The 5669-nt window shown below is 61.1% G+C and carries 5 protein-coding genes; all 5 read left to right on the plus strand.

Annotated elements, in window-relative coordinates; translation table 11 throughout:
• Window positions 1-126 precede the first annotated feature (126 nt).
• From QZ269_RS11590 to QZ269_RS11610, 5 genes are read left to right on the plus strand one after another with little or no spacing between them, the layout of a single operon-like run.
• Complete coding sequence (locus QZ269_RS11590; protein WP_291426864.1) at window positions 127-1638, plus strand: ABC transporter substrate-binding protein; 1512 nt, start codon at window positions 127-129, stop codon at window positions 1636-1638.
• Window positions 1639-1648: 10 nt separating this feature from the next.
• Complete coding sequence (locus tag QZ269_RS11595; protein WP_291426865.1) at window positions 1649-2596, plus strand: ABC transporter permease; 948 nt, start codon at window positions 1649-1651, stop codon at window positions 2594-2596.
• On the plus strand, window positions 2589-3452 hold the full coding sequence (locus QZ269_RS11600; RefSeq protein ID WP_291426866.1) for an ABC transporter permease: 864 nt from the start codon (window positions 2589-2591) through the stop codon (window positions 3450-3452). Before QZ269_RS11595 ends, QZ269_RS11600 begins: the two co-directional genes overlap by 8 nt.
• On the plus strand, window positions 3453-4526 hold the full coding sequence (locus tag QZ269_RS11605) for an isocitrate/isopropylmalate dehydrogenase family protein (RefSeq protein ID WP_291426867.1): 1074 nt from the start codon (window positions 3453-3455) through the stop codon (window positions 4524-4526). It abuts the gene before it with no gap.
• 52 nt (window positions 4527-4578) lie between these two features.
• On the plus strand, window positions 4579-5370 hold the full coding sequence (locus QZ269_RS11610; protein WP_291426868.1) for an SDR family NAD(P)-dependent oxidoreductase: 792 nt from the start codon (window positions 4579-4581) through the stop codon (window positions 5368-5370).
• Window positions 5371-5669 lie beyond the last annotated feature (299 nt).

A 5669-nucleotide genomic window follows, 5' to 3' on the forward strand; every position in this document is an offset into this window, starting at 1 on the left:
CGGGACGGGGCGTGACATTCCGCATCAGGTCGACGAGTACGTCGAGGTGAAGCACCTGATCCGTTCAGCCCGGATCTATGCAGCGGCGGCCACCCTTTTTCTAACCGTACCATTGGAGAATAAAGAATGATTTCAACCCCTGACTTCAGGCTGAGCCTTGCCCTCACCCTCGCTCTACTCGGTAGTGCGGCCTACGCCCAGGAACAGCCCACTCAGGGTGGTCGACTGACCATTTCCACTAGCGCCGAACCCCCCATGCTCGACCCGACCAGCAGTACCTCGGCGGAAATCAGCAGCATCATGTACGACAATGTCCTGCAAGGACTGGTCAAAATTGCGCCGTCGGGCAAGATCGAACCGTCGCTGGCGACCCGCTACCAGGTTTCCGCAGATGCAAAGACCTACACCTTCGTTCTGCGCCAGGGGGTCAAATTCCACGACGGGAGTGCTTTCGGGCCTAGCGACGTGATCGCGGCGCTCAAGCGGGCCATGGACCCCAAATCGGGCCACACCCACGCCGAGTATTACGCCGATATGGTCAGCGTCAGCGCGAGCGGCCCCAATACGGTAGTCATCGTGCTTAGCCGTCCAAACGCCGACTTCCTGTTCAATCTGGCCCGCGCCGACTCGGTCATCATGCCCGAGGGCAAAACGGACGCCATGAAGTCTGCCCCGGTAGGCACCGGCCCCTTCAAGTTCGTTTCCTGGCAGCGTGGCAGCGCCGTTACGCTAGAGCGCAATCCGAACTATTACGTCAAGACCCTGCCCTATCTCGACGGGGTTACCTTCCGCTTTATCTCGGATCCCAACGCGCAACTCGCGGCGCTGCGCTCCGGAGACATTGACGTGATCGGCAGCGGCCTGGCCCCCGAAAATGCCCTGAGCCTCAAGCAGGACAGCAATTTCAAGGTGATCGTGGGCAGCTCGACCAACAAGCTCACCGTCAGCATGAACAATGCCCGCGCCCCGTTCAACGATATTCGGGTTCGCAAGGCCGTGCAGTACGCTATCGACAAAAACGCGCTGCTCCAAGGAGTTATGCTCGGCAACGGCACGCTGCTGGGAACTCACCGCACCCCGAACGAAAGCTGTTATTACGACCTCAGCGGCCAGTACAAACCCAACTTGCAACTCAGCCGCTCGCTGCTGCAACAGGCAGGCTATACAGCCCAGAAGCCCCTTAAGATCACGCTGACGCTGCCCTCACAGTACGTCTACGCGGTTCGCACCGGGCAGGCGGTCGCAGCTCAGCTCAACAGGGCTGGGATTCAGACCGAGATCAAGCTGGTCGATTTCAGCACCTGGCTTAAGCAGGTCTTCCAGGGTGGGGACTACGATATGAGCGTCATCGGTCACGCTGAACCCAACGACATCGGCATCTATGCCAACAAGAACTACTACTTCCACTACGACAACCAGAAATTCCGCGATAAATTCGAGAAATACCAGCGCACCACCAACCGCAGCGCGGCCTGTATCTCGATGCGCGCCCTGCAAAAGCAACTCGCCGATGACGCAGTGAACGTCTGGGTGCAGGAATTGCCTTACATGGCAGCCCTGAAAAACCGGGTCGGAGGCTGGTGGAACGATCATCCCCTGCCCAGTTTGAATGTGACGCAGACCTACCTCCGCAAATAGGCCCTGAAGAATGCTGAATTACGTGTTCCAGCGCCTGCTCGGAGCGGCCATTACGTTGCTCCTGGCCGCCGCACTGGTGTTCGGCATCCTGTTGACCATTCCCGGTGATCCGGCGCAGACGCTGCTGGGGCTGGACGCCTCGCCCACGGCCCTGGCCCAGCTGCGTCATCAGCTGGGACTGGATCAGCCGCCACCGCTGCGGTTTGTCCACTGGGTGACTGGAGCGCTCCACGGCGACTTGAATCAGTCGATTCGCTACGACGCGCCGGTCAGTCGGCTGCTGCGCGAACGCCTGAGCCTGAGCCTGCCGCTGATCGGTCTGACGCTGGTGATCTCCAGCCTGCTGGCCCTGTGGCTGGGGAGTGCCGCTGCCCGCGCTGCCCAGGCACGCAGCGGACGCGACACCTGGATCACGGCGGGCGCCGTGCTGCTCTCGGCGCTGCCGAGTTTCTGGGTCGGGCTGATGCTTATGCTTGCCTTCGCAGTCAGGCTACACTGGTTGCCTTCGGGCGGGTTTCCGGGCTGGCAGGAGCCGGGACGCGCCGCCCTCGCCCTGGTGCTGCCTGTGGCGACCCTGACCCTGACCCGCGTCGCGATCCTGGCCCGGATGGTGCGTTCCAGCCTCCTGGACTCGCTGTCGCAGGACTATGTCCGCACGGCGCGGGCCAAGGGTGTTTCCGAACGGCGGGTGCTGTACCGCCACGCCCTGCGCAACGCGCTGATCCCCATTGTGACTGTCCTGGGAGTACAGTTCGCCGAGCTTTTGACGGCTACCGTGATCGTCGAAGCGGTCTTCTCGCTGCCCGGCTTCGGGACGCTGATCCTGAGCGGTATCGAAGCCCGCGACTACCCGATGGTGCAGGGCGTAGTCCTGGTGCTCTCGGCGCTGGTCGTGCTGGTCAATCTCATCGTCGATCTTTCTTACGGTCTGCTTGACCCAAGGATCAGTTATGGCTAATTCGCCCAGTCCTGCCTCTTTAGAAAAACCGGTCAAACAGAGGCGGCGCTGGCAGCGGCTCCCCCCTGCCCTGCGCGTGGGCGGTCTGCTGGTCGGCATCATTGTCCTGATGGCGCTGCTTAGCCTAGTGTGGCTTCCAGCCGATCCAGACGCTCAGGACATGCTTTCGCGGCTACAGGCACCCAGCACCAGCCATGTGCTGGGCACCGATCAGTATGGCCGCGATCTACTGGCCCGTATTCTGGTCGGCGCAAGGGCCTCTTTGCTGGTCGGCACAGTCGCCGTCAGTATCGGCCTGGGCAGTGGGCTGATCTTCGGGCTGTTAGCGGGTTACTTTGGTGGGCGAGTAGACCGGACGATCATGCTGCTGCTCGAAGCGCTGTATTCTCTGCCCGCGCTGCTTCTGGCCATGCTGCTGGTGACCGCCTGGGGCCCTGGACTGGTCAGCGCCATGACTGCTGTCGGTATCGCTGCCATACCCGCCTTTAGCCGAGTAGCGCGGGCCAGCGTCTTGCAGGTGCGGGTCATGCCCTACGTCGAAGCGGCGCAGGCCCTAGGAGCGCGGCAGCGCCGGGTGCTGTTACAGCATGTTCTCCCCAACATTCTGGGACCCATGATCGTGCAGGCCAGCCTGACGATGGGAGCCGCCGTGCTGATCGAGGCGAGCTTGTCCTACCTGGGCCTGGGCATTCAGCCGCCGGCCGCCAGCTGGGGGCGGATGTTACGCGAGTCCCAGAGTTTCATGATGCTTTCTCCCGGCCCCACCATCTTTCCCGGTCTCGCTGTCGCTGCCGTAGTGCTGGGCTTCAATCTACTGGGTGACGGCCTGCGCGACCTGCTGGGCCAAAGGAACTGAATGAACAGATACAGAATTGCTGTGATTGCCGGTGACGGAATTGGCCCGGAAGTGGTTAATGAGGGTCTCAGGGTGCTGCGGGTGGTCGCCGCTGAAGCGGGCAACTCGGGCCAATTCGAGTTGGAACTGGAAGAACTCGACTGGGGCAGCAGCTACTATGACCGCCACGGAAGCATGATGCCGGAGAATGCTATCGAAACTCTGCGCGGCTTCGATAGCATCTATTTCGGAGCCGTTGGTCGACCCGACTTGCCCGATGATCTGACTGTCTGGGGCTTGATCCTACCAATGCGCCGTCAGCTCGATCTGTATGTCAATTTGCGTCCGATCCGGCTCTATCCGGGAGTGACCGGACCACTAAGAAGCGGTACGGCCCCACCACACTTCCAGTTCATCCGTGAAAACACGGAAGGCGAATATGCTGGCCTGGGTGGCCGTCAGGGACACGGCGCTCATGAACTTGCCGTGCAGACCGGAGTTTTTACCCGGCGCGGGATCGAGCGGGTCGTGGAATACGCCTTCACGCTGGCACGCCCGGGTTCGCTGGTCACCAGCGTGACCAAATCGAACGCCCTACAACACGCTTTCACGCTTTGGGACGAGGTTGCCAGTGAAGTTGCGGCGCGCTATCCGCAGGTGCGCTTCGAGAAGATGCACGTCGACGCCGTTGCGTACCAACTGGTCAAACATCCGTCGCGTTTCGATGTGGTGGTGGGATCTAATCTCTTCGGTGACATCCTGACCGATTTGGGGGCAGGCTTGCAGGGCAGTCTAGGGCTGGCTTCCAGTGCCAATCTGTGCCCTGGGCAGCGTTTGGCCCTTTTCGAGCCGGTTCACGGGTCGGCCCCCGACATTGCTGGACAGGGCAAAGCCAATCCGCTGGGGGCGGTAGCCTGCGCGGCCCTGATGCTGGACCATCTGGGAGAGCACCGGGCCGCGCAGCGCATCGAGCAGGCCATCGAGGAGGTGACGCGGCAGCAGATCTTCACTCCGGACCTCGGGGGTAGTGCCCGGACCAGTGAGGTCGGGGACGCCCTCCTCCAAGCCCTTTCCAGCGGGGGCGCGGAGCCCTAGATCTCCAGGTAAGCAATCCCCCACTTAACCCCGCTTAACAAGGAGAACAGGTATGGATTACAGCAAGATGTTTCGGCTTGACGGCAAAGTAGCCCTTCTCGTCGGTGGCGCGAGTGGTATCGGCGAGGCCAGTGCCCAGGCTCTGGCCGCCAACGGCGCACACGTCGTCGTGGCAGACCTCAACAGTGAAGGGGCGGAGCAGGTCGTCGGTACCATCACCGCACAGGGAGGCAGTGCCGAGAGCCGTGTCCTGGACCTGACTGACGCGGCTGCCGTGAAAGACACCGTGACTGATATCGCCCGTCGACATGGTCACCTCGACATCGCAGTGAGTAGTCCTAGCATCAATGTACGTAAGCCTCTGCTGGATTATACTCAGGACGAATTCGAACGGGTCGTGCGGGTTAACATGGGCGGCACCTTCAATCTGCTTCAGAGTGCCGGACGCCTCATGTCCGATCAGGGAGGTGGCAGCGTGATGGCTTTTTCCAGCGTACGTTCTCAGGTGGTCGAGCCTGGGCAAAGCATCTACGCCGCGACCAAAGCAGGTACCCTGCAAATGCTGCGTGGCCTAGCCAGCGAACTGGGCTCCAGGAACGTGCGGGTCAACGCTATCGGCCCGGGAGTCATCGACACTCCACTGACAGCTCAAATTCGCAAGGATCAGACGTGGTACGACGCCTACGCGCAGAAAAGTGTCTTTGGCCGCTGGGGCAAGCCCGAGGAACTTGCTGGAGCCGTGGTCTTCTTGGCCTCAGACGCCGCTTCGTACATCACCGGGATCATCCTGTACGTCGACGGAGGGTGGACGGCCGCCGACGGGCGCTTCACGCCGCCCCTCTAGGGGCAAAACTAAAGTCTTTCATGCCTAAACTCCCGCCTTGGCCATCAATTCGGCTTGCCCCAAGACCGTCAGGCTGGCCTGTTCCTGCTTATCCGGCGGGTAGGGGTGACTCGGTTTACCTTTTTGAAGCGCTGGTTGCCCCAATTGGTGACTTACCTTATATAATAGGAATCCCAACCCTAGTCCAGGTTCTGAAGGCGTTGCTTTGATTGCTTCTTTTGGTCTTAGAGGCTGTCTGAGGCCCTAACCATGGGAAATGTTTTAGGCTTTAACGGTGGAACGCGCAGCTTACCCTAGCG

Origin of the sequence: Deinococcus sp., from assembly GCF_018260405.1 — a bacterium.
Lineage (GTDB): Bacteria > Deinococcota > Deinococci > Deinococcales > Deinococcaceae > Deinococcus.